The sequence below is a fragment of the Amycolatopsis dendrobii genome (assembly GCF_014145675.1).
GTDB classification, from domain to species: domain Bacteria; phylum Actinomycetota; class Actinomycetes; order Mycobacteriales; family Pseudonocardiaceae; genus Amycolatopsis; species Amycolatopsis dendrobii.
This window is the reverse complement of the sequence record NZ_JACGZW010000003.1, coordinates 71962-97164: the sequence shown is the minus strand read 5'-3', so window position 1 is coordinate 97164 and position 25203 is coordinate 71962. Positions and strand designations below refer to the sequence as shown.

21 protein-coding genes are annotated in these 25203 nt (G+C 69.2%); 15 read left to right on the top strand and 6 right to left on the bottom strand.

Annotation, left to right across the window (positions count from 1 at the left end; translation table 11 throughout):
- Positions 1 to 258 precede the first annotated feature (258 nt).
- Together H4281_RS08580 and H4281_RS08575 are read right to left on the bottom strand one after the other, a co-directional pair.
- The gene (locus H4281_RS08580; RefSeq protein ID WP_182890354.1) at positions 259 to 1020 is read right to left on the bottom strand and encodes an enoyl-CoA hydratase; all 762 of its coding nucleotides are present in this window, start codon (positions 1018 to 1020) and stop codon (positions 259 to 261) included.
- A gap of 284 nt (positions 1021 to 1304) precedes the next feature.
- Positions 1305 to 1748: an Lrp/AsnC family transcriptional regulator gene (locus H4281_RS08575; RefSeq protein WP_037712217.1), complete on the bottom strand. Its 444-nt coding sequence runs from the start codon at positions 1746 to 1748 to the stop codon at positions 1305 to 1307.
- Positions 1749 to 1822: 74 nt separating this feature from the next.
- Between H4281_RS08575 and ddaH the strand changes: the two genes are divergently transcribed.
- Positions 1823 to 2668: a dimethylargininase gene (gene ddaH / locus H4281_RS08570; protein ID WP_246411613.1), complete on the top strand. Its 846-nt coding sequence runs from the start codon at positions 1823 to 1825 to the stop codon at positions 2666 to 2668.
- Between the two features lie 29 nt (positions 2669 to 2697).
- On the opposite strand, the gene H4281_RS08565 is transcribed toward ddaH, so the two are convergent.
- Positions 2698 to 3558 (bottom strand): alpha/beta fold hydrolase, encoded by an 861-nt coding sequence (locus H4281_RS08565; protein ID WP_182890353.1) that lies wholly within the window; start codon positions 3556 to 3558, stop codon positions 2698 to 2700.
- A 97-nt stretch (positions 3559 to 3655) separates the two neighbouring features.
- Between H4281_RS08565 and H4281_RS08560 the strand changes: the two genes are divergently transcribed.
- The 14 genes from H4281_RS08560 (at position 3656) to H4281_RS08495 (ending at position 22134) form a co-directional block, all read left to right on the top strand.
- Positions 3656 to 4117 (top strand): CGNR zinc finger domain-containing protein, encoded by a 462-nt coding sequence (locus tag H4281_RS08560; RefSeq protein WP_182890352.1) that lies wholly within the window; start codon positions 3656 to 3658, stop codon positions 4115 to 4117.
- A gap of 177 nt (positions 4118 to 4294) precedes the next feature.
- The gene (locus H4281_RS08555) at positions 4295 to 4927 is read left to right on the top strand and encodes a polysaccharide deacetylase family protein (protein WP_182890351.1); all 633 of its coding nucleotides are present in this window, start codon (positions 4295 to 4297) and stop codon (positions 4925 to 4927) included.
- A 205-nt stretch (positions 4928 to 5132) separates the two neighbouring features.
- Positions 5133 to 5819, top strand: coding sequence for a glycoside hydrolase family 75 protein (locus tag H4281_RS08550; RefSeq protein WP_182890350.1), 687 nt, complete (start codon positions 5133 to 5135; stop codon positions 5817 to 5819).
- Positions 5820 to 6039: 220 nt separating this feature from the next.
- A complete protein-coding gene (locus H4281_RS08545) occupies positions 6040 to 7374 on the top strand; it encodes a nucleotide sugar dehydrogenase (protein WP_182890349.1) in 1335 nt (444 codons plus the stop codon).
- Between the two features lie 82 nt (positions 7375 to 7456).
- Complete coding sequence (locus tag H4281_RS08540) at positions 7457 to 8578, top strand: glycosyltransferase family 4 protein (RefSeq protein WP_376771852.1); 1122 nt, start codon at positions 7457 to 7459, stop codon at positions 8576 to 8578.
- 149 nt (positions 8579 to 8727) lie between these two features.
- Positions 8728 to 10029: a YveK family protein gene (locus H4281_RS08535; protein WP_182890348.1), complete on the top strand. Its 1302-nt coding sequence runs from the start codon at positions 8728 to 8730 to the stop codon at positions 10027 to 10029.
- Positions 10026 to 11627 carry a Wzz/FepE/Etk N-terminal domain-containing protein gene (locus H4281_RS08530; RefSeq protein ID WP_182890347.1) on the top strand — a complete coding sequence of 534 codons (1602 nt, stop codon included), beginning with the start codon at positions 10026 to 10028 and terminating at the stop codon, positions 11625 to 11627. Before H4281_RS08535 ends, H4281_RS08530 begins: the two co-directional genes overlap by 4 nt.
- A gap of 14 nt (positions 11628 to 11641) precedes the next feature.
- Positions 11642 to 13546, top strand: coding sequence for an asparagine synthase (glutamine-hydrolyzing) (gene asnB / locus H4281_RS08525; protein WP_182890346.1), 1905 nt, complete (start codon positions 11642 to 11644; stop codon positions 13544 to 13546).
- Positions 13543 to 15708, top strand: coding sequence for a bi-domain-containing oxidoreductase (locus tag H4281_RS08520; protein ID WP_182890345.1), 2166 nt, complete (start codon positions 13543 to 13545; stop codon positions 15706 to 15708). Before asnB ends, H4281_RS08520 begins: the two co-directional genes overlap by 4 nt.
- Positions 15708 to 17588 (top strand): heparinase II/III family protein, encoded by a 1881-nt coding sequence (locus tag H4281_RS08515; protein ID WP_182890344.1) that lies wholly within the window; start codon positions 15708 to 15710, stop codon positions 17586 to 17588. Before H4281_RS08520 ends, H4281_RS08515 begins: the two co-directional genes overlap by 1 nt.
- The gene (locus H4281_RS08510) at positions 17585 to 19108 is read left to right on the top strand and encodes a right-handed parallel beta-helix repeat-containing protein (RefSeq protein WP_376771851.1); all 1524 of its coding nucleotides are present in this window, start codon (positions 17585 to 17587) and stop codon (positions 19106 to 19108) included. Before H4281_RS08515 ends, H4281_RS08510 begins: the two co-directional genes overlap by 4 nt.
- A 1-nt stretch (position 19109) precedes the next feature.
- Positions 19110 to 20318 carry an O-antigen ligase family protein gene (locus H4281_RS08505; protein ID WP_220506938.1) on the top strand — a complete coding sequence of 403 codons (1209 nt, stop codon included), beginning with the start codon at positions 19110 to 19112 and terminating at the stop codon, positions 20316 to 20318.
- Positions 20315 to 21484: a glycosyltransferase family 4 protein gene (locus tag H4281_RS08500; RefSeq protein ID WP_182890342.1), complete on the top strand. Its 1170-nt coding sequence runs from the start codon at positions 20315 to 20317 to the stop codon at positions 21482 to 21484. The genes H4281_RS08505 and H4281_RS08500 overlap by 4 nt, the downstream gene beginning before the upstream one ends.
- Before the next feature lie 8 nt (positions 21485 to 21492).
- Positions 21493 to 22134, top strand: coding sequence for a phosphatase PAP2 family protein (locus tag H4281_RS08495; RefSeq protein WP_182890341.1), 642 nt, complete (start codon positions 21493 to 21495; stop codon positions 22132 to 22134).
- A 42-nt stretch (positions 22135 to 22176) separates the two neighbouring features.
- Here H4281_RS08495 and H4281_RS08490 read toward each other — a convergent pair whose 3' ends face one another.
- The 3 genes from H4281_RS08490 to H4281_RS08480 form a co-directional block, all read right to left on the bottom strand.
- A complete protein-coding gene (locus tag H4281_RS08490; RefSeq protein WP_182890340.1) occupies positions 22177 to 23334 on the bottom strand; it encodes an SGNH/GDSL hydrolase family protein in 1158 nt (385 codons plus the stop codon).
- 22 nt (positions 23335 to 23356) lie between these two features.
- Entirely contained in the window at positions 23357 to 23545 is a 189-nt protein-coding gene (locus H4281_RS08485) for a hypothetical protein (RefSeq protein WP_182890339.1), read from the bottom strand.
- 345 nt (positions 23546 to 23890) lie between these two features.
- Complete coding sequence (locus H4281_RS08480; protein WP_182890338.1) at positions 23891 to 25201, bottom strand: glutamate-1-semialdehyde 2,1-aminomutase; 1311 nt, start codon at positions 25199 to 25201, stop codon at positions 23891 to 23893.
- Positions 25202 to 25203 lie beyond the last annotated feature (2 nt).

Here is a 25203-nt window from a genome sequence, read left to right as displayed (position 1 = left end):
GCTGCGGGCCAGGGTCGGCTCCCCGGGGAGCCCGCCGAGGCCTGCTTCCGAGGTTACTCGCCACACCTCAGGCGGCGGTCGGAGTGCGGTCAAGTGTGGGGTGTCCAGGCCGAGTGCCCACCGGGGTGTCCTCGATCGTAGGGCGAATCGGGCCCGCGTCCGGAGTGACGCGCGTCTCTCACCGCCCGTGCGGCACTGACCAGCAGTTTGCTCCAGGTTGAGGGTTCCCGGAATGTGGGAATTTGTGCGCGACGGCGCTCAGCGGCCGCTGATGCGTGCCTTCATCGCCGCCAATCGCTCGGCGAATGCCGGTGCGGCCAGCGATTCCAGCTGCGGAGCGAGTTCGGCGTCGACCGCGGCGGCGTGCTCGGTGAGGCCGCTCGTCTGCCGCATAGTCCGCTTGGTGGACAGCACTACCTCGCGCGGAGCGGCGACCGTCGGGGCGGCGAGGTCGCGGGCGGCCTGGACCAATGCGTCGTGATCGCCGTCCACAAAGCGCAGTGCGAACCCCACCCTTACCGCGGATTCCGCGGTAAGGGTTTCGCCGAACAACGCCATCGCGGACGCCTGCTGCGGACCGAGGATTCGTTGCGACATCCAGGTCATGCCGCCGCCGGGATGCAAGCCGAGTTCGAGGAACCGAGGGATGAATTTGGCGTGCGGTCCGACGAGCCGGACGTCGGCGGCCAGTGCGAGGTTCAGACCAGCGCCGACCGCGGCCCCGCCGACCGCAGCGATCGTCGGCAGGCTGCATCCGGCGACAGCGAGGAACCCGGCGTACACCGAGCGCAGCCCTTCGGCGTCGGCCTTGCCGAGCGCGGTGAGGTCCGCACCCGCGCAGAACGCTGGCGGGGCGCCAGTAACGATCACGGCGTGCACGCTCTCGTCGGCCTCGGCGCGCGCGACCGCGGCGGCCAGCTCGGCGGAGAGGTCGAGGGTGAGTGCGTTGCGGCTTTTCGGAGCGTCGACGGTGAGCAGTGCGACGCCCTGGTCGTGCTCGCTGTGAATGCGGTCGGTCATAGGGGTCAGCATCGCATCGTCGTGAGTGGCGATCACGGTTAGAACCGTGATCGCCACTCACGACACCCGACGGCAACGCACACTCGCGCGGGGCAGGCGGGCGAGGCGGGCGAGGCGGGCCAGGCGAGGCGGGCCAGGCGAGGCGGGCCAGGCGAGGCGGGGGCAGGCGGGCGAGGCGGGCCAGGCGGGCGAGCCAGGGCGGGCGAGCCAGCTGGGGGCGGGTGCGGGGCTCGTGAGTGGCGATCACGGTTAGAACCGTGATCGCCACTCACGACAGTAGGCACTCACGACGGAGTCGGCGGTCTCTCCAACAGCCGGGACAGCACCACCGTGGACACAGTCCGGTCGATGATTTCGAGTCCGCGGAGTCGTTCCAAGGCGGTCTCGAGGTGGTGGATGTCGGCGGCGCGCAGGTGGACGATCGCGTCTGCCGCGCCGGACACCGTGTACGCGGCGACGACCTCGGTCAGCGGTTCCAGCCGGGCGCGGATGCGGCCGGGCGTGACGTTGCCCTGGCAGTGGACCTCGACGAACGCCTCGGTGCCCCAGCCGAGCGCCTCCGGGTCGACGACCGCGGTGAAGCCGCGCAGCACGCCCGTTTCCAGCAGCCGGTCCACGCGTCGTTTCACCGCCGGGGCGGACAGCCCGACCACCTTGCCGATCTCCGCGTAGCTGGAGCGGGCGTTGGCCACCAGGCAGGAAACGATTCGCTGGTCGATGGTGTTCACACGCAATGTTTAGCACGCAGGTGCGCAGTGAACAGCGATTGATTGCGAGATTAGGTCGACCTTAGCCTTGTTGCATGCAGGGAGAGGTTGTGCCGCCGCGGGTGCCCACACCCCGCCGTTACCTGATGTGCCCGCCGCGTTATTTCGCCGTCGACTACGCGATCAACCCCTGGATGGACCCCTCGAAGCCGGTCAGCGCGGACGTCGCCGTCGCGCAATGGACCGAGCTGCGCGACACCTATCGCCGCCTCGGCCACACCGTCGAGGAAATCGACCCGCAGCCCGGCCTTCCGGACATGGTGTTCGCGGCCAACTCGGGCACCGTCGTCGACGGGCGCGTGCTCGGCTCGCGGTTCCGCGCCCCGCAGCGCACCGCCGAGGCGGAGCACTTCCGCCGCTGGTTCCTCGAACACGGCTACCGCGACCTGACCATGCCGGAGAAGATCAACGAGGCCGAGGGCGATTTCGCCTGGACCGGCCGGGTGCTGCTGGCCGGCACCGGTTTCCGCACCGACCCGGCCGCGCACGCCGAGGCGCAGGAGGCGCTCGGCGTCCCGGTCGTGTCGCTGCAGCTGGTGGACCCGCGCTACTACCACCTCGACACCGCGCTGTTCGTGCTGGCCGAAGCGACCGACACGACGACGGCGCAGGTCGTCTACTACCCGGACGCGTTCTCGCCGGGCTCGCAGCGCGTGCTGCGCCGGATGTTCCCGGACGCCGTCCTCGCCACCGCGGCCGACGCCGAGTGCTTCGGGCTGAACGGGGTGTCCGACGGCCGCAATGTGGTGCTGCCGGTCGAGGCGACCGGCCTCGGCGCGCGGCTCGCTGCTCGGGGTTACGAGCCGGTGTACGTGGACATTTCGGAGCTGCGGAAGGCCGGCGGCGGGCCGAAGTGCTGCACGCTGGAGATCCGGAAGTAGGTCAGTTCGGGCAGGCGGGGCGAGCCTGGCTACTTCAGTACGCGGCCGAGGAAGCCGTGCAGGTAGCCCGCGACGACGTCGAGATGGCTTTCCAGCAGGAAGTGGCCGCCGTCGATGAGGTGGACTTCGGTGTCGCGAGCGTCGCGGGCGAAGGCCTCCGCGCCGGCCGGGCCGAAGATCTCGTCGTTGCGGCCCCACACGGCGAGGACCGGGACGTCGTGGGTGCGCAGGAATTCGTGCAGCCGCGGGTAAAGCGGGCGGTTGTGCTGGTAGTCGCGGAACAGCGCGAGCTGGATTTCGTCGTTGCCAGGGCGGGAGACCCGGGCGTGGTCGTGTTCCCAGGTGTCGGGGCTGACCAGGCTCGGGTCGGGGACGCCGTGCAGGTACTGCCAGCGGATGGCGTCGTAGCTCAGCGCCGCGCGGACGGCCGGTTCGGTGTCCGGGCCGGGATTCGCGCCGTAGGCCCAGAGGCCGGTCCAGAACGAGTCGACGAAGCCTTCCTCGTATCCGTTGCCGTTCTGCGTGACGATCGCGGAGATCCGGCCGGGGTGCTTGAGCGCGAGCCGCCAGGCGATCGGGGCCCCGTAGTCCTGGACGTAAACCGCGTAGCGGTCGAGGCCGAGCTGGTCGAGCAGGCCGGACGTGAGGTCGGCGAGTGCGTCGAAGGTGTAGTCGAACTCGTCGGCTGAGGGCGCGGCGGAGTAGCCGAAGCCGAGGTGGTCCGGCGCGAGCACGCGGTAGCGGCCCGCCAGCAGCGGGATGAGGTGCCGGAACATGAACGAGCTGGTCGGATACCCGTGCAGCAGGACGATCGCGGGGGCGTCGGCGGGACCGGCCTCGCGGTAGAAGAGCTCGTGGCCGTCGACGGTCGTCGTCCGGTGCTGGATCATGTCTAACCCCTTTGTAGTTTTAATCTGGTTAGGTGTTCGCCATGGAAGCATGGCGGAGCTAACCTGTCAAAGGGTTCGATCTGGTTAGGGAGCTTCGATGGACGTGCTCGACCTGCTCAACAGCAGGCCGCTGATCAATGGCGAGGAACAGGACGCGCTGGACCAGCGGTGGGCGCGTGAGCGGGGCGGTGACGGGAGCGCCGCGGAGCTGGAATTGCTGCGTCAGGCGCGAGATCTCCTGCGCGACGTCGTGCGCGGGGACAGTTCGCCGGTCGTGTTGCGTCCGCTCCTCGACGGGGTGCGCCAGGTTCCGGAGGTTTCCGCGGGCGGGCTGCATTGGTCAGTGGAGACGCCGTCGCATGCTCGGCTGGCCGCCGAAGCGGTTCTGGATTGGGCGGCGCTGGAAAAGGATCTTCCCGGACGGTTGCGGGCCTGCGCGAATGACGAGTGCCAGCTGTTCCTGCTCGACCGCAGCCGGGCCAATCGCGCGCGCTGGTGTTCGATGGCGGCTTGCGGCAACCGGGAGAAGGCGCGGCGGCACTATCAGCGCAATCATTGAACCTTCACCCAAACGTGTGAAGCTGTCAGCTGTCTACAAGTGTGGACGTATTCCGATTTTCCTGCGGGAGTGTTTAGCCTGAGCCGGAAATGCAGTGTTGACCATGGGATCGGCGTCGGTAACTACTCCGTTTGCGAATCCGATTAATCGGGTACGGTACGACGGACGGGAGGCGCGATGATCACCTTTGCGGTGCACGGCATTGGCAAGCCCCAGCGGGCGCTCGATCCTGGCGAGGACGAGCGGTGGATCACCGTGGAGCAGTTCGACGCGCTGCTGGACGTCGTCTCGGGAACGGGTGCGCAGCTCACCTTCGACGACGGGAACTCCTCCGATGTCGAGATCGCGTTGCCGCGGCTGGTCCAGCGCGGGCTGTACGCCGAGTTCTTCCCGTTGGCGGGCCGGGTCGGCGAGCGCGGGTACGTCGACCGCGACGGGCTGCGGCAGCTGGTGGACGCGGGGATGCACGTCGGATCGCACGGCTGGGACCGGCTGGACTGGCGGCGGTTCGACGGTTCTTTCGCGGTGCGCCGCGAGCTGGACGAGGCGCCGCGGTTGCTGGAGCAGCTGAGCGGGACGCCGGTGCGGCGGTTTTCGCTGCCGGAGGGCCGGTTCGACCGGCGGGTGCTGACGCATTTGCGCGAGGCCGGCGCGACGCGGGTGTACGCGAACGTCGGCGGGGTGCGCGGGGCGGCGCTGGTGCGGTCGCGGACGGAAATCCGGTCGGACCTGAGCCCTCGGTGGGCCGAGGCAGTGAGCCGCCGGCCGCGTCGATTCCCGGCGCGGTGGGCATCGCGGCCCGGGCGGTAACCCGCGGGCCGTGAAGGGCTCCTTCACGTACTCAGATGCCCTCAAGGGGTCCTTCACGGACCGGGATTCTTGGGGGCACCTTCACGGACTGATCGGTTCGGCGGGAAAAAACACCCTCTTTTGGCGGGTTGTGACCGCATCCGGTCGGCGGCATCCTGAGCGCGCGCCGCCGTAAGGAAAGTTTCCTAATAAACAGGGAGCGTCGATGCGGAAACTCGTCCTGCTCGCGATTCTGGCGATAGCCGCCGCCGTCCTGCCGACCGCGCTCGCCGCCGCGGCGACCACCGGTCCGGAAGCGGTTCAGGCGGGCCCCACCGCGGACCAGATTCTTGCCAAGGTGGCGTCCTGCAAGCAGATCTCCAACGGCAAATACAAAACCGACGAAGACTCCGGCAGTGCGACCGTCCCGGTCTGCGACGCGGGCAAGGCGGTCTTCTGGAAAGCCGACATGGACATCGACTGCGACGGCCAGCGCACCACCGAGTGCAACGAGAACACCGACTGCTGCTTCCTCCCGGACACCGCCTTCCCGCAATCCGACGGGAAACCGCTCGACGCCGCCAAACTGCCGTACATCGTCGTCCCCAGTTCGAGCAGCATCTGGAACTACGAGAACTCCGGGCTCAGCGGCGGCGGCTCCTGTGCGGTGATCTACAACGGCAAGGTCGAGTACGCGGTCATCGGGGACACCGGGCCGAACAAGATCATCGGCGAGGCGTCCTACGCGACGGCCAAGGATCTCGGCATCAACCCGGACCCGAAGAACGGCGGAGTCGACTCCGGGGTCACCTACGTGTGCTTCAAGAACTCGACGGTGAACCCGATCGAGGACCACTCCGCGGCCACGAGCACGGGTGAAAAGCTGGCTTCCGAGTTCGTCGGCGGAAACTGAATTTTTCGAAGCTTCGGAAGGCATTCACTGCCCTTTCCGGACAACCGTGGGCAAATTCCCCTGCCGGTAGGGCCGGATGGGGTAACCGCCGGTCCGGTGGGCGGCGCAAGGCGGGAATCCGTGCGGTGACACGGGTTCCCGCCTTGTTATGCGGAACCGGTAACGAAGCCCGTCCGTGCTCCGACCAATGAGCAGCGAGCGGTCGGGCGGAGGTTTCGTTGTGAAGATCAGCGTCTTCGGGCTGGGGTACGTCGGGTGCGTGTCCGCGGCTTGCCTGGCGGGAGAAGGACACGAGGTCGTCGGAGTAGACGTCAATCCGGCGAAGGTGGATCTCGTGAAGGCCGGCAAGGCGCCGGTGGTCGAGGAACGGATCGGGGAATTGACCGCGGAGGTGGTCGGGTCCGGTGCGTTGCGGGCGACGACCGAGGTGGCCGAAGCGATCCTCGAGACGGACGTTTCCCTGGTGTGCGTCGGTACGCCGTCCGCGCCCAACGGGAGTCTTTCCACCGAGTATCTGCAGCGCGTCGCCGAGGAGATCGGTGACGCGTTGAAAGAACGAAAAGCTTTGGGCAGCAACGAAAATCGGCACACGGTGGTGTTCCGGAGCACGATGCTGCCGGGCACCTGTCTCGGGCTGCTCGTGCCGATCTTGGAAAAGCACAGCGGCGGTACCGCGGGGGTCGACTTCGGCGTCGCGGTGAACCCGGAATTCCTCCGCGAGGGCACCAGCGTCCGCGACTTCTTCCAGCCGCCGAAAACGGTGATCGGCGAGTTCGATCCGGGCAGCGGCGACGTCGTGGCGAAGCTGTACGAGGGGCTGCCCGGCGACGTGTTCCGCGTGCCGATCCCGGTCGCGGAGATGACCAAGTACGCGGACAACGCTTTCCACGGCGTGAAGATCGGGTTCGCGAACGAACTCGGCGCGATCTGCCGGGCACTCGGACTTGATTCGCATCAGGTGATGGACGTGTTCCTGGCCGACCGCAAGCTCAACATCAGCCCGGCCTACCTGCGGCCAGGGTTCGCGTTCGGTGGCTCCTGCCTGCCGAAGGACCTGCGCGGGCTGGTCTACGCCGCGCGGCAGGCGGACGTCTCGGTGCCGTTGCTCGCCCACGTGCTGCCGTCGAATGCCGAACATCTCCACCGGGCCTTCGAATTGGTCGCGCGGACCGGGAAACGCAAGGTCGGGCTGTTCGGGCTGTCGTTCAAACCGGGTACTGACGACCTGCGCGAGAGTCCGCTGGTCGAACTCGCGGAACGCTTGCTCGGCAAGGGATACGACCTCAAGATCCACGATGCCAACGTCAGCCTGTCGCGGCTGATGGGGGCCAACCGCGAGTACATCGAAAGCCGCCTGCCGCACCTCGGGCAACTGCTCGCCGGGTCGGTGCAGGAGGTGCTCGACCACGCCGAGGTGTGCTTGATCGGCACCTCGGATCCGGAGGTGCTGGCCGCACTGCCGCACGGCAGCGGGCCGGTGCTGGTCGATCTGGTTCGCGTCCCGGACGCCGCTGTGCGCCGGGCGGAAGAGGGGTACGTCGGCCTTGCCTGGTGAAGGCTTTTCCGAAAACGAAATCCTGCGGAACCGGATCGCGCTGATTCTCGTGGAGAATCTGTCGGTGCCGTTCGACCGGCGCGTGTGGCAGGAATGCCAGACGCTGCGCGACGCCGGCATGACGGTGCACGTGATTTGCCCGCAGGGCACGAAACGGGACACCGAAGCCGAGGTCGTGCTCGACGGCGTGCACATCCACCGGTATCCGCTGCAGGCGGCGACCGGCGGGCCCGCGGGATACGCGCGCGAGTACGGATCCGCGCTGTGGCACACGTTCCGTCTCGCGCGCAAGATCGGCCGGGTCGACGTCGTGCACGCCTGCAACCCGCCGGATCTGCTGTTCCTCGTCGCCCGCATGTTGCGAAGACGTGGTGCGAAGTTCATTTTCGATCAGCACGACCTGGTGCCGGAACTGTATTTGTCGCGGTTCGACCGCGGGCAGGATTTCCTTTACCGCGGCGTTTGTGCGTTGGAACGCTCCACCTATCGCGCCGCGGACGTCGTGCTCTCCACCAACGAGAGCTACCGCCAGGTCGCGCGGATCCGCGGCGGCAAGCGGCCCGAAGACGTGTTCGTGGTCCGCAGCGCTCCGGTCGTGGAGCGATTCCACGAGGTGCCGGCGGAGCCGGAACTCAAGCGCGGCAAGCCGAATCTGCTGTGCTACCTCGGCGTGATGGGTCCGCAGGACGGTGTGGACTACGCCCTGCGCGCGCTCGCTTCCCTGCGCGACGAGGTGGGCCGCGACGACTGGCACGCGGTGTTCGTCGGCGCGGGCGACACGTTCGACGAGATGGTCGAGTTGTCGCATCAGCTCGGATTGTCCGGGCAGGTGGAATTCACCGGCCGGGTGTCGGACGAGGATCTGCTGCGGTATTTGTCCGCGGCCGACGTGTGCCTTTCGCCGGATCCGCTCAACCCGCTCAACGACGTGTCGACGATGAACAAGGTCATGGAGTACATGGCCATGGGCAAACCGATGGTGTCGTTCGAATTGCGCGAGGCGCGGGTGTCGGCGGGCGAGGCCGCGCTGTACGCCCCGGCCAACGACGTCGCGGAGTTCGCGAAGCTCGTCGCCGTGCTCCTTGACGACCCGGAGCAGCGGGAACGCATGGGCAAGCTCGGCAGGGAACGCGTGCGCGGACCGCTCGCCTGGGGCAATTCCCAGGCGGCGTTGATCAAGGCGTACGAGCGTGCGCTGGCTTGAACCGGGTCGCAGTTCGAACAAGGTTCGGCCGGTTGGTGTAACCAACCGGTGCGGTGCCGCGACGGGGTCAATGACCCGTGCGTCGGCCCGTGAGGGGAGACCTGGTTTTGAGTGACGAAACAATACGCCTCTCCGTCGTGGGGAAGGTCGTGCGACGACGATGGCGAGCGTTGCTGCTGCTCGCGGTGGTCGGCGCGGGTGCCGGGGCCGGGGCTTCCACTGTGCTTTCGCCGGGATACGAGGCGCAGGCCAGCGTGTTGCTGCAGGGACCGCGGCAGCCGGACGAACTGCTGACCGAGGCGCAGGTGGCGACGAGTTCGGTCGTGCTCGACCGGGCGTCCGCCGCGCTGGGCCTCGGAATTCGCGGGACGGATCTGCAGAAATCGGTCGCCGCGTCGGTCGCGCAGGGCAATGTCGTGACGATTGCCGCGAAAGGCTCCAGCCCGGAGCGCTCGCAGCAGCTGGCCGACCAGGTCGCGGGCGAGTTCGTGAAGTATTCGACGCAATTGCTCGGAAATTCCGCGGATCAGGCCGCGCAACTGGCGCAACAGCAGAAGGAAGCGCTGCGGCAGCAGATCACGCAGACCAACCAGCGGATCCTCGATCTGTCGAAGGCCGTGGCGAACGGCGACAGCGTCGAGGGCGTGCAGGCCCGCACGACGTTGCAGGGACTGCGGACCGCGCTGGAGCAGGCGGTCAACAACCTCAACGCGGCGGACGCGGCGACCGGCGCGGGCAACATGGTCGTGCTTGGCCCGTCCGAACGGCCGTCTTCGCCGTCCGCGCCGACGTTCCTTCAGCTGACGGTCGGCGGCGCGGTCTTGTTCTTCGTACTCGGGATCCTGGGCTACCTGTTCGGCGCGAGGACCGACCGGAGGCCGCGCAGCGAAGGCGAAATCGGTGCCGCGCTGGGTGCTCCGGTGCTGGCGAGCATTGACATCCCGGCGGCCTCGGACGCACCGGCGAAGTGGTGGCGGAAAGCGGTCGGGAACGACCGGCCGTGGAATCTGCCCGAAGTGCCGGCGTCGGCGGACGACGCGGCGCGCGAGGTGCGGTACCGCCGTGTGCTCGCGCGGCTGGGCGCGGATCGCGACGGAGTGCTGCGGCTGCTGATCCTCGTTCCGCGCGGGGACGCCTCGGCGCGGCAGGTCGCGGAGCAGTTCGCGGACACCGCGCGCGGCGACCGGATCCGGGTCGAGGCGACGGTGACCGAGATCGAGGTGGTACCCGGGGCGCAGCCGATCGTGCCGGACGGAACGGCAGGGGTGCTCGTGGTGGTGTCGCTCGGCTCGCGCAACGCGTGGGAATTGGTCGCGATTTCGGAGGCTTGCTCGGACGCCGGGCACGAAATTCTCGGCACTGTGCTGGCCCGCGAAGTCCACTTGGCCGGCGGGCCGAAGCAGAAGCCGGTCGCGAAGCAGCGCACTGACGAGCTGGCGGGTGCGCGATGAGCGCGGGACAGGCCCAGCCGCTGGTCGATCTTCAGCGGCTGGTGGTCGCGCTGCGCCGCAAACGGCGGTTCTGGCTGACGACGGCGCTGGCCGGGCTGATCCTCGGCTGTGCGGTGGCGATCTTCCTGCCCGCGCCGCCCACCGCGGTCACGAAGATCATGGTGATCCACCCGGACGATTCACCGACCGACAGCGGCACGCTGATGCGCACCGACGTCGCCGTGCTTTCGACGGCGAACATGGCGGCGGCCGCCCTGAAACGGATCAACAACCCCGAATCGCCGTCCGATTTCCTCAAGGACTACGCCGGACTCGGCCTCACCAACAACGTCATGCAGGTGACGGTCAAGGCGAAGTCGAAGGACGAAGCGGTCGCGAAGGCCAAGGCGCTCGCCGAAGCGTTCATCGCTGATCACGCACAGCGCACGCAGGCAGCCGCGACCGGCCGTTCGAAGGCGTTGCTGCAGCAGCGGGATCAGGCACAGGCGCAGCTGGCGGACATCGACAACCAGGCGGCGGCTGAGGTCGGCAAGGGCCGTAACTCCAACGCCGGTGCGCTGGAGCAGCTGTACACCCAGCGCGCGAACCTGGTGTCGAAGATCGCCGATTTGCAGAACCAGGCGCAGCAGGCCGGGATCGGGTCGCCGGAGGTCATCGCCGGGACGCAGATCGTGGACGCGCCGGCGATCCAGCCGGTGTCGAAGCTGAAGACCTATGGGACGGACGGCGGCGTCGGGCTGGCCCTTGGCCTCGCACTCGGGCTCGCGTTCGCCGCGGTGACCGCGTTGGTCCGGGACCGGCCGGTCTTGCGCCGCGAAATTTCGGAGCACCTCGGGGCTTCGGTGATCGCGCAGGTCGGCGTGAAGCCGATTGGCCCGGCGAAGCTGTGGCGGCGGTCGAAGGCGGTGACCGAGTCCAGCCGGGTCGCGCTCACGCTCGCGCGGGCGGCGCGGGAGGACCGGGCGTCGTTGTCGCTGCTGGAGATCGGCGCGGCCTCGACCGCGGCGGAGCTGGCCGTGGAACTCGGCCGGTCGCTGGCCGAGGACGGGCCGGTGGTGCTCGTGGACGACCTGCCGGGCAAGGAAGTGTCGAAGCTGCCGGTGGAGGGGAACGTCCAGGTGGTCGAGGCAGGCGACCCCGCGGTGGCGCGGGCGGTGCGCCGGGTCGGGGTCGGCACGGCCGCTCCGGGCACGGCGTGGACCGACCTGTCGGCACTCGGCGCGGAGGCCGTGCTGGTGGTGCGCGCCGGGTTCGCGAACACGCAGTGGCTGCACACCGTCGCGCGGCAACTCGCCGACTGCGGGGTGCCGATCCTCGGGGTGGTGCTGGTCGATCCGGATCCGAAGGACCACACCGACGGCACCCTCTGGGACGGGCTGCACACGGCGTTGCGAGGGCGGGCGGCGGTAGTCGCGAAAAAGCAGTCGGCCGAGCTGGAACTGCGCGAGGAAGCCAAACCCATCGAGTGGCCGGGCAAGCGCGACACCGAGCGCAGGCGCCGTCCGCTCGACCGGACCCGTCCGCCGTCGCCGCACGAGCGGATGGACGTGGATCCGGACGCGCCGACGAGACGGCTCAAACCCGTCCAGGAAAGCTAGGGGGAACCAAGCGCATGTGCGGCATCGCGGGCGCGTACAGCTGGCCGGACGGCGGCCCGCTCACCGATCGGCTCACCCAGTGCCTCGCGCACCGGGGGCCGGACGGCGACGGCCGCTACGACCACCGGGACGTCCACTTAGGACACCGGCGGCTGTCCATCGTGGACCTCTCGGAAACGGGCGCGCAGCCGATGACGGCCGAGGGCCTCGCCCTTACCTACAACGGCGAGCTGTACAACGCGCCGGAGCTGCGGGCCGAACTCGAGGCTGCCGGGGTCCGGTTCCGCGGCACCTCCGACACCGAGGTGCTGCTGCGGGCCTGGCGGGAATGGGGAACGGACTGCCTGCCGCGGCTGCGCGGGATGTTCGCCTTCGCGGTGTACGACGAACGCACCGGCGAGCTGGTCCTCGTGCGGGACCAGCTGGGGATCAAGCCGCTGTTCTTCGTACGGCGCGGCGGCGGGGTCGTGTTCGCGTCGGAGCTGAAAGCACTGGCCCGCGAACTCGGCGACACCCTGAACGTGGACCAAGCGGCGATGATCGCTTCGCTGCTGTACTACTGGGTCCCCGACAGCCGCTGCGCCTACCGCGAGGCAGAGAAACTGCCGCCAGGCACGTGGTTGCGGTTCCGGCCGGACGGCAGCACGGAGACCGGGACTTACTGGTCGCTCCGCGAGGTCGCCGAGGAAGGCGCGGCGTATCGCGGCGAGGTCGACCTGCACGCGGTCGTCGAGGATTCCACCCGCAAGCACCTGCTGTCCGACGTCCCGGTGGCGACCTTCCTCTCCGGCGGTCTCGACTCCAGCTATCTCACCGCGCTGGCCGCGCGCGAGCAGCCGGGGATTTCGGCTTACACGATCGGTTTCCGTCCCGAGGACGCGAAATTCGAGGCAATGCCAGACGACCTCCGCTACGCGCGGATCGTCGCCCGGCAGTTCGGCGTGGACCTGCACGAGATCGAGATCGCGCCGGACGTGCAGGACCTGCTGCCGCGGATGACGCACCACCTGGACGAACCGATCGGCGATCCGGCGGCGATCAACTCGTACCTGATCTGCACGGCCGCGCGCGAGGCCGGGGTGAAGGTGCTGCTGTCCGGGATGGGCGCGGACGAGTTGTTCGCCGGGTACCGCAAGCATCTGGCGAACCTGCTGGCGCTGCGCTACCGCCGGGTGCCGGGGGTGGCTCGCCGGGCGATCGGGGCGGCGGTCGACCGGCTGCCGGTCGCGTCGTCCACGCGCGGCTACCGGTCGGTGCGGTTCGCGAAGCGGTTCCTGTCCTTCGCGGACCTTCCGGAGGAAACGGCGTTCCGGCGCAGCTACACCATGTACGACCGGGCCGAACTGCTCGACCTGGTCTCGCCGGATCTTCAGTCCGAAGTGGACGATGTGCTCACCGAGCACGCCGACGTCTACTACGACACGAAGCTGACCGACCAGGTCAACCGCATGTGTCTCGCCGACGCGCGGATGTTCCTGCCCGGCTTGAACCTCACCTACACCGACCGGTCCACCATGGCCGCTTCCACCGAGGTGCGAACGCCCTTTGTGGACGTCGAGGTGGTCCGCGCGGCGTTCCGGGTGCCTGGGCGGGAGAAGATCGCCCGCCGGCAAGGCAAGGTGGCGTTGAAGAAGGCGGCCACGGCGATCCTGCCGGACGAAATCGTCTATCGGCCGAAGGGCCTGTTCAGCGCGCCGCTGCGGGCGTGGATGAGCCGGGACCTCGCACCGCTGGTGCGGGAGGTCATCGAGGACGGCGTACTGGTCGAATCCGGATTCCTGCAGCGCGACGCCCTGCGCAAGCTGGTGGCCGAGGACGCCGCCGGGCGCGAGGACCGCGCGAAACATCTTTGGCACGTGCTGACCCTCGAGTACTGGTACCGCGGGGCTCTCCGCGGAGAGCGGCTAGGAGTCCAGTGAAACAGGTAGTGCAGAACTACAAGAGCGGCGAGCTGGCTTTGCTCGACGTCCCGGTGCCGGCGTGCAAACCGGGCGGCGTGCTGGTCCGCAGCCAGTACTCGCTGATCTCGACCGGCACCGAGATGATGAAGGTGTCCGAGGCCGGGATGTCGCTGCTGGGCAAGGCCCGGTCGCGGCCGGACCAGGTCGCGAAGGTCATGCAGAGCGTCGCGACGAACGGGCTCGCCGCGACGTATCGCAAGGTGTCCGGGAAGCTCGATTCCTATACGCCGCTGGGTTACTCGCTGTGCGGCGTGGTCGAGCAGGTCGGCGAGGGCATCGACGACGTCGTGGTCGGCGACCTGGTGGCGTGCGCCGGGAACGAGCACGCGCTGCACAGCGAGCTGAACTGGGTGCCGAAGAATCTGTACGCGAAGGTGCCGTCCGGGCTTTCGCCGCGGCAGGCGGCGTTCGCGACGGTCGGCGCGATCGCGATGCAGGGCGTCCGGCGCGGCGAACCGCAGCTCGGCGACCTCACGCTGGTGATCGGGCTCGGCCTGATCGGGCAGCTGGTCGTGCAGTTGCTGGTGGCGGCCGGCGCGCGCGTGGTCGGCGTGGATCCGGACGCGCAGCGCTGCGAACTCGCACGGGAGCTGGGCGCGCTCGCCTGCGGACATCCGGCTTCCGGGGAGATCGACCAGGCGGTGGCCGAGCTGTCCGGCGGGCACGGCGTCGACCAGGTGTATCTCGCCGCGGGCGGGGCGTCGAACGATCCGGTGGAGCTGGCCGCGCGGCTCGCGCGCGACCGCGGCCGGGTGGTGGACATCGGCAAGATCTCGCTGAACCTGCCGTGGAACGCCTACTACGAAAAGGAACTCGACGTCCGGTTCTCCCGGTCTTATGGGCCCGGTCGCTACGACCCGGCCTACGAGCTGGAGGGCCGCGACTACCCGATCGGCTACGTGCGCTGGACGGAACGGCGCAACCTGGAGTGCTTCCTCGACCTGGCGGCGCGGGGCAAGCTCGACGTGACGCCGCTGATCAGCCACACCGCGGACTTTTCCGCAGCGGTGGAGACCTACCGGGCGCTCAACGAGGGCGAGCTGAAGGCGGTCGCGGTGCTGTTCCGCTACCCGGACGCGCCGCCCGCCGAGGACGAAAGCGTGGTGTCCGCGGTTCCGGCGGCTCCGGTCGTCGACAATCGGCCGGAACCGTTGCGGGACTTGCGGATCGGGTTCATCGGCGCGGGCAACTACGCGTCGTCGATGATCCTGCCGCACCTGGCCGGGGACGAACGCGTGCTGCTGACCGACGTCGTCACCACGTCCGCGCTGTCCGGGGCCAACGCGAAGCGCAAGTTCGGTTTCGTCTCGGCGAGCACCGACGTCGACGCGCTCCTGGAAGACGACCAGGTCAGCACGGTCTTCGTGGTGACCCGGCACAGCTCGCACGCCGAGCTGACGCGGCGCGCGCTGCTGGCGGGCAAGGCGGTCTTCGTGGAGAAGCCGCTCGCGTTGTCGGAGAAGGAATTGCGCGGCGTCGTGGACGCGGTCGCGGAATCGGGCAACAACCGGCTGCAGGTCGGGTTCAACCGCCGGTTCGCGCCGCTGCTGGTCGAGGCGAAAAACCAGTTCGGCCCGCGCGTCGGCCCGGCTTCGGTGCGGTACCTGGTCAACGCGGGCAGGCTGGACGCGAACAGCTGGTACAACCAGGCCGACTCCGAGGGCAGCCGGTTCGTCGGCGAGGGCGGGCACTTCATCGACACGGTCAGCTGGTTCCTCGGCAGCGACCCGGTTTCGGTCTACGCCACCGGTACGCCCGGCAACCACGACCTCCAGGTGCTGCTGCGCTACGCGGACGGCTCGACCGCGACGATCAGCTACATCACCAGCGGCAGCACGGCGTTCCCCAAGGAAACGCTGGAGGTGCTCGCCGACGGCAAGGTGCTGAAATTCGACGATTTCGTCCGCGCCTCGGTGTACGGGCGCAAGCGCTGGACCAGCTCGCGGCTCCCGAAGGCCCGCGACAAAGGTCAGCAGGCCGAACTGGACGCGTTCATCACCGCGTTGAAGACCGGCGTCGCGATGCCGATCAGCCTCGACTCGCTCGTGTCCACGACTTTGGCGACGCTGGCCGTGCACCGCAGCCTCGAAACCGGTGCGCCGGTGCGGTTGGAGCAGTGATGGACCCTTCCTGGTACCTGCGCCGGCTGTCCGCGATGGGACCGGCGGAGATCGTCGGCCGCGTCGGCGACATCGTGCGCAAGCAGCGGTGGCGCGGCGAAGCCCAGCGGCAGCCTGCCTGGTCCGCGACCCGGCGGTTCCCGGTCTGGCCCGCCGAGCCGGAGGTGCCCGCGACTGGCCGGGACCGGCTGGTCGCGGCGGCGGACCGGCTGATGGACGGGCACGCCGAGTACTTCGGGGTGGAGCGGGACGATTTGGTCGCGCCGGACTGGGCGTTCGATCCGAAGACCGGGCGGCGCGCGCCGGGCGATCAGTACTCGTTCGAGATCCCGTACCGGGACGAGAACGCGATCGGCGACATCAAGCAGATCTGGGAACCCTCGCGGCATCAGCACCTGACCGTGCTGGCCGCGGCGTACCGGGTGACCGGCGACGACCGCTACGCGCATCGCGTGGCCGACCAGCTGAAGTCCTGGTGGGCGGCCAACCCGCCGATGCGCGGCGTGCACTGGCTGAGCGGGATCGAGCTGGGGATCCGGCTGCTGTCGTGGGTGTGGGTGCGCCGGTTGCTGGACGGCTGGTCCGGCGCGTCCGGGCTGTTCGAGGACAATCCCGAGGCGCTGCGGCAGATCTGGCATCACCAGCGGTGGCTGGCGGCGTTCCCGAGCCGGGGCACGTCGGCGAACAACCACGTGCTGGCCGAGGCCGCCGGGCAGTTGGCGGCGTCGTGTGCGTTCGACTGGTACCCGGAGTCCGCGCGCTGGCGATCGGACGCGATCCACTCGCTCGACTTCCACTTGCGGGCCAACACCTTTACCTCCGGGCTGAACCGCGAGCTCGCCACCGAGTACCACGGGCTCGTGCTGGAACTGGGCCTCGCCGCCGCGTTGGAAGCGGGTCCGCGGCTGCCGCGCTCGACTTGGCTGGAACTGCGGGCGATGTGTGACGCGCTCGCGGCCATTGTGGACTGTGCCGGACGGCCGCCGCGCCAAGGCGACGCCGACGACGGCTTCGGCCTGATCGTGGACGGGCCGGACACGGACCGCTGGCATTCGCTGCTGGCCACCGGCGACGCGTTGTTCGGCCGCGCGGAATGGTGGCCGAAGCTGCCCGCCGACGACGTGCGCACCGCGTTGTTCACGGCATTGCGCTTCCGGGTGCCGCAGCTCGACAACGTCCGCCAGCAGCCGGTTTTCGCCGACGCGGGCCTGACGATCCTGCGCAGCGACAACGGTCCGGAGATCTGGTGCCGCTGCGACAGTGGCCCGCACGGCTTTCTCGCCATCGCCGCGCACGCGCACGCCGACGCGTTGTCCATCGAGGTCCGGCACGACGGCGTCGACATCCTCGCCGATCCGGGAACGTACTGCTATCACGGCGAACCCGAGTGGCGCGCGTACTTCCGCTCCACGCTCGGCCACAACACGCTGCAGCTCGGCGGTGTCGACCAATCGACTTCCGGCGGCCCGTTCCTGTGGACGCGGCAGGCAAACTCGCGCACTCTCGCCTCGACGCCCACGCAGTGGCAGGCCGAACACGACGGTTACGCCCCGGCGTTGCATCGCCGTACCGTCGAGCTGTCCGGCCGGACGCTGACCGTGGTCGACGAGGTGACCGGCAGCGGCCAAGCCAAACTGGCCTTCCACCTCGGCCCGCTGCTGGAGGTCGAGCTGGACGGGAACACCGCGCGGCTCACCTGGCAGGGCCGTAGCGCGACGATGGAGCTGCCGCCGCAGCTTGGCTGGACCGCGCATCGGGGCGAGACGAATCCGCCGCTGGGCTGGTACTCGCCCGGCTTCGGCCGTCGCGAACCCGCCACCACGCTCGTCGGCTCCGGCCCGGTCACCGGACCGCTGACCACCGTGCTCCGCCTGCCCTGATGTCGAGAGGATCCGCCGTGCGAAGGACTTTGCTGCTGGGAGTGCTGCTCCCGCTCGCGCTGGCTTCGTGCAGCTCGTCCGGAGCCGCGCCCGCTCCGGCCGCCGGATCGACGTCGCCGCGGGGCCCGGTCGCCGCGGTCTGCGACCACGTGCCGCCGGGTCCGGCGGCCGCGCCCGCCGGTGCCGTCCCGGTGGATCCGGCCGTGGTGGACGATTTGCCGACGAAGACGAAGAACTCCCCGGCGGGCACCACGTTCTGGCTCGCCCCCGGCACGCACCGGCTCAGCGACGACGAGTACGCCCAGGTACAGCCCAAGGACGGCGACGTTTACCTCGGCGCTCCCGGCGCGGTCTTCGACGGGCGCAAGAAGAACCGGTACGCCTTCGCCGGCCCGGCCAAGGACGTCCGGCTCGCCTCGTTCACCGTGCAGGGCTTCACCGCGCCGCGCGACGAGGGCGTGGTCAACCACGATTCGGCGCCCGGCTGGGTCATCCAGCACCTGACCGTGCAGGACAACGACGGGGCCGGGCTGATGGCCGGGCCGAAACAGCAGATCCTCGACAGTTGCTTGCGGCGCAACGGGCAGTACGGCCTGAACGCCTACTCCGGTTCCGCGGCGGTGACCGGGCTGGTGCTGCGCGGCACCGAGGTCACCGGCAACAACACCGCGAACTGGGAGGCCAAGGTCCCGGAGTGCGGCTGCACCGGCGGCATGAAGTTCTGGGCGGTGGACGGCGCGGACGTCGTCGGCAACTGGATCCACGACAACCGCGGCACCGGGCTGTGGGCCGACACGAACAACAACGATTTCCTGATCGAGGGCAACCTGATCGAGAACAACGACAGCGCCGCGATCATTTACGAGACCAGCTACAACGCGGTCATCCGCAACAACACCTTCCGCCGCAACAACCTGCCTGACGGCCGTGCGCACGCCGATCGGGGCGACCCGTTCCCGTCGGCGACGATCTACCTTTCCGAATCCGGCGGCGAACCGCGGTTGAAGGCTCGGACGAGCAATCTGGAAATTTCCGGAAACCTGCTGCAGGACAACTGGAACGGCGTCATCCTGTGGGAGAACGCGGACCGGTTCTGCAACAGCCCGGCCAACACCTCCAGCGGCTCGTGCACGAAACTCGTGCCGAACGTCAGCACCTGTTCCGCGCCGGGGATCGCGAAGAAGCCGCTGTACGGCGACTGCCGGTGGAAGACCCAGCGGGTCGTGGTGCAGCACAACCAGTTCACGCTCAACTCGAAGGCGCTCGGCTGCGAGGAGGTGTGCGGCCGGACGGGCGTGCTGTCGAACTTCGGCAGCTACCCGGACTGGTCGCCGTATCAGGGCGCGGTGATTCAGCAGGCGATCACGTTCCAGCAGGACAATTCCTGGCACGACAACGCGTACGCCGGGCCGTGGACGTTCGTCGCCAAGGAAATGAGCAACATCATCGGCATCGGCGAATGGCAGAGCGCGCCGTACCGCCAGGACGCGAATTCCAGTTATAAGCCGAACGGGGGCTGACATGGCCGAATTGACCGCCACGTTGCCCGCCGAAACGAAATCGGCGCCGAAAGCGGTAAGCGCGGCTTGGGCGCTGCTCATCCTCAACACCCTCGGCTCGGCCGGCGCGCAGACGGTGATCCCGTTGCCGCGCACGGTGATCCAGCTGGTCACCATGGGCTCGCTGATGGCCGCGTTCCTGCTCGCACTGATGGTGAACCTGCGGATCAGGATCCGGCCGAGCGCGTACCTGATGCTCCTGTCCTTTCTGCTGCTCACGAGCATCGTGGCCAGCGTGCACCTGGAATCCGGCTTCGGCGCGCTGTTCCGCTGCTTCCGGTTCGCCGTGTTCGTCGCGACGCTCTGGCTGCTCAGCGGCTGGTGGGACGGGGCGTTCACGTTCGTGCGGGCGCACATCCGGATGTTCGGCGCGGTGCTGATTTCGGTGGTGCTCGGCCTGGTGATCGCGCCGGGCAAGGCGATGCCGGACATCTACGGCGGCAGGCTCACCGGCGCGGTGTGGCCGCTGACGCCGCCGCAGATCGGCCAGTACGCGGCGGTGATCGCGGGCCTCGCGGTGCTGCTGTGGCTGGGCAAACGGACGGACGCCAAGAGCGCGTTGATCGTCGTCGTGCCGTCGCTCGGGGTGCTGCTGCTGACGCACACCCGCACCGCGACGCTCGGGCTCGTCGCCGGGCTGATCGTCGCGCTGCTGTCGCAGGGCCTGGTCAGCGCGCGGGCGCGGAAGGTGTTCGCCGGGATCGTGCTCGTGGCGGGCTTCGCCGCGGTGGTGCTGGGCGGCCTGCTGCAGGCGTGGTTCCTGCGCGGCCAGAGCACCGACGATTTCTCCAGCCTGACCGGCCGCGCGAAGGTGTGGGACGCGTTGCTGTCCGCGCCGAGGACCGGATTCGAGTACATCTTCGGCGTCGGTCTCACCGACAAGTCCTATGACGGCCTGCCGATCGACAACAGCTGGCTGGCGATCTACCACGAGCAGGGCTTCGTCGGGATCGGGATCGTCGCGGCGATCCTGCTGGTGCTGATCGCGATCGCGGTGCTGCGGCCGCCGTCGCTGGCCAGGGCCTGCGCGATCTTCCTGATCGCGTACTGCGTTTCCGCTTCCTACACCGAAGCCGGGCTCGGCGACGCGTCGCCGTATCTGCTGCATCTGGCGGTCGCCGCGTCGTTGCTGGCCACGGGCGAGGCTCCAGCGAGGGAGAAGCTGGCGTGAAGGTTCTGGTGGTGCACAACCGCTATCGGTCGGAGCAGCCGAGCGGCGAGAACAACGTGGTCGACGCCGAGGTCTCGCTGCTGACCTCGGCCGGCGTCGACGTCCGGCGGTTCGAGCGGCACAGCGACGACATCGCCTCGATGCCGTTGGCGCGCAAGGCGTTGGTGCCGCTGCAAGTGCCGTGGAACCGCGCGTCGCGGACGGCGTTGCTGGCCCAGTTGCGCAGGGAGCGGCCGGACGTCGTGCACGTCCACAACACCTTCCCGCTGCTGTCGCCGTCGGTGCTGGCCGCGTGCGCGGACGCGCGGGTGCCGGTGGTCGCGACGCTGCACAACTACGGCCTCGTCTGCCCACCCGGCACGCTCTACCGCGACGGCCGGATCTGCACCGATTGCGTCGGCGGTCTGCCGGTGCCCGCCGTCCGGCACGGCTGCTACCGCGACTCCGCCGCGGCGACCGTGCCGATGGCGGTCAACCTGCTGGTCAACCGGGAGCGCTGGCGCACCGGCGTGACCCGATTCTTCTGCATCTCCGACGCCCAGCGCCGCCTTCTCGTGGACGCGGGCCTGCCCGCCGCGCGGATGACGGTCAAGCACAACTTCGTTCCGGACCAGGGCCGGCGGCGCGTGGGCGACGGCGAGCACCTCCTGTTCCTGGGGCGGCTCACCGAGGAGAAAGGCATCCCGCTGCTCAGGGCGGCGTGGGAGCGGTACTCCGGCAAGCTGCCGTTGCTGATCGCCGGGACCGGGCCGCTGTCCGACGACGTCGCGGCCTGGGCCGCCGGACGGGAGAACGTGTCGTACGTCGGACTCCAGGACCGGGCTTCGTGCCAGGAACTGATCGCCCGAGCGGCAGCGGTCGTGGTGCCCTCGACGTGGCTGGAAGCGTTTGGTCTCGTGGTGGTGGAGGCGATGGCCGCCGGGGTGCCGACGGTCGCGCCCGCACACGGAGCGTTCGAAGAACTCGTCACCGACGGCGTAACCGGTTTGCTGCACACCCCCGGCGACGCGGCGGCGCTGGCCTCGGCTTTGTGCGAGGTGGCCGACGTCGAGCTGAACCAGAAGATGGGCGAGGCCGCGCGGCAGCGGTACGACACGGACTTCACCCCGGAAGTCGGGCTGAAACGGCTGCTCGACGGCTATGCGGAAGCGATTTCCACGGTATGAAGGAAGTTGTGCGCGACCGACTGAAGACCTCGCCCCGGGCGCTTCCGGCCGTTCTGCGCACGCCTTCGCTGGTCTTGGCCGTGCTCGGCTTCCTGGCGCTGATCGCTCTCGGCCTGCGCTTCGCCGGCCACTCGGTGCCGAGCGCGTTCGACGCCCCGCTCCTGCCCGGCCCGGACCTCATCCCCGACCCGTGGTGGTACTTCGCGACGGCGATCGACTTCTGCGGCGAACCGTTGGGCGCGGTGCTGATCCTGATCCTGGTGATCGGCGGTTGCCTGCTGACCCACCGCCTCCGGACGGCGGTGCTGGCGGTGGTCGGCTGCGGGCTGACGGTCGGGGTGACTTCGGTGCTGAAGCCGCTCACCGGGCGGACGATCCACGGGAGCTATCTGTCGTTCCCCAGCGGCCACACCGCCTTCGCGACGGCTTTGGCGTTGATCGGAGCTTACGTCGTGGCCGGTCGGCGGGGCCGGGTCGCTGCGGTGGCGTGGGCGCTGGGGCTGGCTTTGGTGTTCGGGTTCCTGATGGCATGGGCTGAGGTCGGGTTGGGTGCGCATTACCCGACCGACACGATCGGCGGCTTCGCGGCGGCGCTGGCGATCGTGCCGGTCACGGCGTATTGGATCGACCGGGTCGCGGATCGTCGGTGAGGGAATCAGAGCCCCTCAGGGTTCCCCTCACGGACAGTCGGGCTAGTGCCGGAATAGTTCCAGGTCGAAGGCGTCGGCGATCGCCGTGTGTCCGGCGTCGTTCGGGTGGACGCCGTCGGCGGTGACCAGTTCGGCGCGTGTCTTCGTCGGATCGGCTGGATCGCGCAGCGCCGCTTCGAGGTCGGTGACCGCGTCGAACTCGCCGCTGTCGCGGATCCAGCGGTTCACCTGCTGGCGGGCTTCCTCGAACTCCGGTGTGAAGACCGGGGAGCCACCGATCGGCGGCAGCGTGCAGCCGATCACACGCAGGCCGTGTGCGCGCGCTCGGGCGAGCAGCAGGCGATAGCCGTCGATGAGGTCGTCCGCGGTGGCCCGTTCGCTGTCCGGCATTCCTGGCAGGGAGCCGAAAATCAGGTCGTTGCCGCCCTCGAAGAGGACGAGCCAGCGGGCGCCGGGGCGGGCCAGCACGTCGCGGTCGAAGCGGGCCAGCGCGCTGGTGCCCATGCCGTCCGTCTCGCGCAGGACGCGGTTGCCGGAGATACCCATGTTGACCACCGCGCGGGGCGGAAGACCTGGCTCGGCGGCGAGTCGGCGGGCGAGCACCGAGGGCCAGGGCGCGTCGGCGCCGGGCGTGGTCTCCATCCCGTCCACCAGCGAGTCGCCGAAGGCGATGACGGTGGCGGCGGTACCCGGCGCGAGCACGTCGATGCCGGTGAGCCACAGGTACGACTGGAACTCGGTGGCGTCCCGCAGTTCCGATTCGGCGGTCTGGTCGCCGGGGGCGAGCCACGCGGTGCGGAGCCCGACCTCGTGGATCGTCGGGGTGACCTTCTCGCCCGGGAGATACAGCGAGACGGTCAGGTCGGTCTGCGCGGAGACGGCGTGCTCGATCGGGTCGCTGCAGATCTGCGCGCCAGTCGGCAGCACCACTTCGGGACGATCGCTGAAGGTCAGCCGCGTGCCGTCGAGGAAGGCCGCGCCGATGCGGACTGGCGCGTGGCCGAAGGAGTTCGAAAGTGCGACGCGCACAGCCGATCCGCCGACCGTCGAACGCGCCACCATGCGGACGGTTTGTGCGCTCACGGTGTCGAGAGTCGGTTCCGGCAGTGCCTCGTCGGGCATCTCCGGCCCACCGCCCGACTCGGCCGCGGGTGCCAGCTGCTGCGCGGTTCCCCAAGCAGCGATCCAGCGGTTTTCCATGATGTCTACCTCCAGGTGCGGGTCAGAACCAGCGAGAAAGGGCGTCTTCGAACGAGCCGTGGCCGCTTGCCCAGGCGAACTGCTGCCGGACGAGCACGGCGGCGTAGCCGAGGGCGACGCCTTGGCCGTCCCGCAGCAGTGCGCCGAGGCGAGTGCCGTCGGCGAGGAACAGACCGACCGGCCCGGCTCCCGCGCTCACTGCGTCATGCAAGACAACCTCCTTCTCGTGCGGTGAGCTCGACAGTGCCCGCCACCGCTCACACGCGGCTCACACGGCGCGCACACCCCGGTTCGGGCGGCTAACCGGCAGACGCGCGAAGATCGACGGGGCTGCCCGTTGCGAACAGATCCGCGAGATTCCCTCACGGACGGCATGCCCAGTTCCGCCGCCCGCGTCGCCTCCGACGCAAGCTAACGGTCCGCCAGCGGATTCGGCCTGGGCGGACACGTCTCAGCCGCACCCATCACGCCGCCTGCCGAGGGTCGTGAGAGCCACCTTGAGGAATCAGAGTCCGTGCAGGTTCCCCTCGCAGACGTTGGGCCGGGGCGAGGTGAGTCAGGCTTTCCGGCGGAACACCGGCTTCACCGGCCGCCCGCCCAGCCACGGCGAGGGATCACCGGCCTCCAGCGCCTTGCGGTACACCACGCAGGCCGACGCGACCACCTCCACCGTCCGGTCGATGTCCTCCTCCGTCATCGCCGCACTGACCACAAAGGATGGAGCCAGCACCCCGTTCTCCAGCAGGCACCGCATGAACAGCGTCCGATACTCCTGCGAGGGCGCGCCATCCGCGTCAAGGGTCGCGAACACCAGATTGCTGTCCCGTCCCCGCACCAGCACCCGTTCGCCGATTCCGTGTGCGGCCGCCACCTCGGTCACTCCGGCAGCCAGCCGAGCCCCGAGCGCGTGCAGGCGGGCCGTCACGTCCTCCGCCGCGTAGACATCGATTACCGCCATAGCGGCAGCCAGCGCGGGGGTCTCCGCGCCGTGCGTCGTCGACAGCAGGAACACCCGGTCCCGCGAATCCCGCAGCCCGCCCAGTTCCATCAAGTCCCGCCGGCCGGCCAGCGCAGCGACCGCGAAGCCGTTGCCGAGGGCCTTGCCGAACGTCGAGAGATCCGGCGTCACGCCGTACAACCCCTGCGCGCCGTGCTCGGAGTAGCGGAACCCGGTGATCATCTCGTCGAAGATCACCAACGCGCCGTGCTGATGCGCGAGTTCGAGCAGCCCGGCGAGATAGCCGTCCGGCGGGGCCACGCCTTTGGTGGGTTCCAGGATCAGGCACGCCACCTGTCCGTGGAACTGCCGCAGCATCTGTTCGGTCGCCGGAAGATCGCCGTACGGGAACGGCACGGTCATCGCCATCGTCGCGGCGGGGATGCCGGCGGACATCGGGGTGGTGCCGATGAACCAGTCGTCGGTGGAGAAGAACGCGTGGTCGGCGCACTGGGCGACCAGCGGCCGCCCGGTGGCGGCGCGGGCGAGCCGGACCGCGGCGGTCGTCGCGTCGGAGCCGTTCTTCGCGAACTTCACCATGTCCGCGGTCGGCACGGTCTCCAGGAATTGTTCCGCCGCCTCAAGCTCCACAATGGATGGACGGACGAAGTTGTTGCCCCGCTCCAGCACGTCGTGCACGGCCGAGGTCACCCGCGGATGCACGTGGCCGAGGCTGACCGCGCGCAGGCCGGAGCCGTATTCGAGGTACTGGTTGCCGTCGACGTCCCAGACGTAGGCGCCGCGGCCGTGCGAGATGACCGGTGCGAGATGTTCCGGGTACTGGTCCTCGCCTTTGGCGTAGGTGTGCGCACCGCCGGGGATGGCGCGGTGCAGGCGTTCGTTCGCGATCCGGGAGAGTGGCAGGTCCATGA

Bases quoted from the DNA above. Each gene is read 5' to 3' on its own strand.
- H4281_RS08580 (WP_182890354.1), bottom strand. From the start codon at position 1,020: ATGACCGACCGCATTCACAGCGAGCACGACCAGGGCGTCGCACTGCTC.
- ddaH (WP_246411613.1), top strand. From the start codon at position 1,823: ATGCAGGGAGAGGTTGTGCCGCCGCGGGTGCCCACACCCCGCCGTTAC.
- H4281_RS08565 (WP_182890353.1), bottom strand. From the start codon at position 3,558: ATGATCCAGCACCGGACGACGACCGTCGACGGCCACGAGCTCTTCTAC.
- H4281_RS08560 (WP_182890352.1), top strand. From the start codon at position 3,656: ATGGACGTGCTCGACCTGCTCAACAGCAGGCCGCTGATCAATGGCGAG.
- H4281_RS08555 (WP_182890351.1), top strand. From the start codon at position 4,295: ATGATCACCTTTGCGGTGCACGGCATTGGCAAGCCCCAGCGGGCGCTC.
- H4281_RS08550 (WP_182890350.1), top strand. From the start codon at position 5,133: ATGCGGAAACTCGTCCTGCTCGCGATTCTGGCGATAGCCGCCGCCGTC.
- H4281_RS08530 (WP_182890347.1), top strand. From the start codon at position 10,026: ATGAGCGCGGGACAGGCCCAGCCGCTGGTCGATCTTCAGCGGCTGGTG.
- asnB (WP_182890346.1), top strand. From the start codon at position 11,642: ATGTGCGGCATCGCGGGCGCGTACAGCTGGCCGGACGGCGGCCCGCTC.
- H4281_RS08515 (WP_182890344.1), top strand. From the start codon at position 15,708: ATGGACCCTTCCTGGTACCTGCGCCGGCTGTCCGCGATGGGACCGGCG.
- H4281_RS08505 (WP_220506938.1), top strand. From the start codon at position 19,110: ATGGCCGAATTGACCGCCACGTTGCCCGCCGAAACGAAATCGGCGCCG.
- H4281_RS08490 (WP_182890340.1), bottom strand. From the start codon at position 23,334: ATGGAAAACCGCTGGATCGCTGCTTGGGGAACCGCGCAGCAGCTGGCA.
- H4281_RS08480 (WP_182890338.1), bottom strand. From the start codon at position 25,201: ATGGACCTGCCACTCTCCCGGATCGCGAACGAACGCCTGCACCGCGCC.